The organism is Methylibium sp. (assembly GCF_013817365.1).
Lineage (GTDB): Bacteria > Pseudomonadota > Gammaproteobacteria > Burkholderiales > Burkholderiaceae_C > Methylibium.
In genome coordinates, this window is sequence record NZ_JACDCU010000484.1 from 1 (window position 1) to 2,926 (window position 2,926).

Genomic DNA, 2,926 nt, shown 5'->3' on the forward strand with positions numbered 1-2,926 from the left:
CTTCGGCGCCCTCGCCGCGCTGGTGCACGCTCATGCGGCGCTGGCCGAGCCCGCGCTGGAGCGCTTTCACGCCATGTTCAAGGGCGAGGCGCTGGTCATCGACAAGTGGTTCGCACTGCAGGCCAGCGCCAGCGAGCCGGTGGGCGAGCACGCGGGCAAGGTATTCGCCCGCGCCAAGGCGCTGCTGCAGCATCCCGATTTCTCGCTGAAGAACCCCAACCGCGCGCGCAGCGTGCTGGCGGTGCTGTGCCTGTCCAACCCGGCGGCGTTCCACCGCCGCGATGCGGCGGGCTACGTGTTCTGGGCAGACCGCGTGATCGAGGTCGATGCCATCAACCCGCAACTCGCCTCCCGCCTGGCACGCGCGCTCGACCGCTGGCGCGCGCTCGCCGAGCCCTACCGCAGCGCGGCGCGCCAAGCCATTGCGCGCGTGGCGGCACGGCCGGAGCTTTCCGACGACACCCGCGAAATCGTCACCCGCGCACTGCAGGATTGACTCCCTCTCCCTCTGGGAGAGGGTTGGGGTGAGGGCCAGCCGGCGCTTCGCCTCCAACCGAAGGCCCCCATCCCAGCCTTCCCCCAGAGGGGGAAGGAGCAACTTCAGCGAAGCAACCCCAGCAAGGAGCCCCGCCCCATGCCCAGCAAGAAGAAGAACGCCTTCTACGCCCAGTCCGGCGGCGTCACCGCCGTCATCAACGCCTCGGCCTGCGGCGTGATCGAGACCGCCCGCGCCCACAAGGACAAGATCGGCAAGGTCTACGCCGGGCGCAACGGCATCATCGGTGCGCTCACCGAAGACCTGATCGACACGAGCAAGGAATCCGCCAGCGCCATCGCCGCGCTGCGCAGCACGCCCTCGGGCGCCTTCGGCTCCTGCCGCTTCAAGCTCAAGTCGCTGGAGGCCAACCGGCGCGAGTACGAGCGGCTGATCGAGGTGTTCAAGGCCCACGACATCGGCTACTTCTTCTACAACGGCGGCGGCGACTCGGCCGACACCTGCTTCAAGGTCAGCCAGTTGTCCGAAGCCATGGGCTACCCGCTGCAGGCCATCCACGTGCCCAAGACGGTAGACAACGATTTGCCCATCACCGACTGCTGCCCCGGCTTCGGCTCCGTGGCGAAGTACGTGGCGGTCTCGACCCTGGAAGCCTCCTTCGACGTGCGGTCGATGTGCCTGACCTCCACCAAGGTCTTCGTGGTCGAGGTCATGGGCCGGCATGCCGGCTGGATCGCCGCGGCCGGCGGCCTGGTCGAGGACCACGGCATCCCGGTGGTGATCCTGTTCCCCGAGATCGAGTTCGACGAGAAGAAGTTCATCGCGCGCGTCGGCAAGCTGGTCAAGGAGCACGGCTACTGTTCGGTGGTCGTGTCCGAGGGCTGCCACTACCCCGACGGCCGCTTCCTGGCAGAGCAAGGCACGAAGGACGCCTTCGGCCATGCCCAGCTCGGCGGCGCCGCGCCAGTCGTCGCCAACATGGTCAAGGAAGCCCTCGGCCACAAGTTCCACTGGGCCGTGGCCGATTACCTGCAGCGCGCCGCCCGCCACATCGCTTCGAAGACCGACGTGAAGCAGGCCTACGAGCTCGGCAAGAAGGCGGTCGAGCTGGCGCTGAAGGGCCACAACGCGGTGATGCCGACGGTGGAGCGCCTCTCCGACGTGCCCTACAAGTACCGGATCGGCGTGGCGGATCTCGCCAAGGTGGCCAACGTCGAGAAGTTCATGCCGCGCGACTTCATCACGAAGGACGGCTACGGCATCACCGACAAGTGCAAGCGCTACCTGCGCCCGCTGATCCAGGGCGAGGATTACCCGAAGTACGGACGCGATGGCCTGCCGGTCTATGTGACGCTGAAGAACGTGGCGGTGGCCAAGAAGCTCGGGGGCTTTGCCTTGAAGGCTTGAACAATCGGCTTTCGCGGCACGCACACATCCGCTGCGTCAAGGCCTTCCGATAGAATGCGCGCTTCGATCCGATCGACCACCCCACGGGCGGTGCGCGATCGAAACGCCGGTGTAGCTCAGTTGGTAGAGCAGCGCATTCGTAATGCGAAGGTCGGGAGTTCGACTCTTCTCACCGGCACCAGATGCAAAAGGCCCGCGATCGCTCGCGGGCCTTTCTCTTTGGGCTGCAAGTGGGCCGCACCGTGGCCTGCGGCCTTGCGGCGAAATGGCACATGAGCGGGTTCGTCAGTACAGCGGCCCGACGCGAGCGCCGCCCTATTGACTCGGTCTTTGCCGCTCGCCTAAGCTTGCGGCAACCTCCCTCACCCTGTGAAGCACAAACCCCGTTTCTGGGCCTCGTCAGCGCTGATCGTGTACATGGTGGCGCTCGGCGTCCATGCGACGGTCCGGGCGCCCGCCGCCCAGCACATCGACGCCAGCAACACGAAGCTCGTTGCATGGGGAGAGCGCTTGTATGGCGAGCGCTGCGCCGCCTGTCACGGCGCCCGGCTCGAGGGCCAGCCCGGCTGGCAGCACATCGGTGCCGACGGTCGCTTGCCGGCACCGCCTCATGACGAGCGCGGCCACACGTGGCACCACTCCGACCGCTACCTGATCCGCGTGACGACGCATGGGCTCATCCCCGGCAAGGATCGACCCTCGGACTACCGGAGCGGCATGCCTGCTTTTCGAGAAGCGCTCAGCGACGAGGAGATCGTCGCGGTGCTGTCATTCATCAAGAGCACGTGGTCCTACGAGTACCGGGCGTGGCAGGAGCGCGCCGGCGAGAGCGAGCACGAGTGACGCTCAAAGCCGCGCCTGGGCGAGGCTTTGCAGAAAGCGCTCGGGTGCTTGATAGCCGATGACGCGCAGCGACCCGAGTTCGCGTCCGCCAGCATCGAAGAACACGATCCCCGGCGGGCCGAACAGCCCGAAGCGCTTGAGCAGTGCCCGGTCTTGTGCCGAGTTGGCGGTGACATCGAC

Annotated in this window: 3 protein-coding genes and 1 tRNA gene; all 4 read left to right on the forward strand. The window is 66.8% G+C overall.

The window, feature by feature from the left end; all coding sequences use genetic code 11:
* Window positions 1–496 (forward strand): aminopeptidase N C-terminal domain-containing protein (locus H0W38_RS20160; protein WP_292457526.1); only part of this gene is annotated, 496 nt, incomplete at its 5' end.
* A gap of 138 nt (window positions 497–634) precedes the next feature.
* Window positions 635–1,903 carry a 6-phosphofructokinase gene (locus H0W38_RS20165; RefSeq protein ID WP_292457528.1) on the forward strand — a complete coding sequence of 423 codons (1,269 nt, stop codon included), beginning with the start codon at window positions 635–637 and terminating at the stop codon, window positions 1,901–1,903.
* A gap of 105 nt (window positions 1,904–2,008) precedes the next feature.
* Window positions 2,009–2,084 (forward strand) — tRNA-Thr (locus H0W38_RS20170).
* 188 nt (window positions 2,085–2,272) lie between these two features.
* Window positions 2,273–2,746, forward strand: coding sequence for a cytochrome c (locus tag H0W38_RS20175; RefSeq protein WP_292457530.1), 474 nt, complete (start codon window positions 2,273–2,275; stop codon window positions 2,744–2,746).
* Window positions 2,747–2,926: the final 180 nt, after the last annotated feature.

Excerpts from the sequence above, each read along its gene's own strand:
- H0W38_RS20165 (WP_292457528.1), top strand. The coding sequence starts at position 635 with ATGCCCAGCAAGAAGAAGAACGCCTTCTACGCCCAGTCCGGCGGCGTC.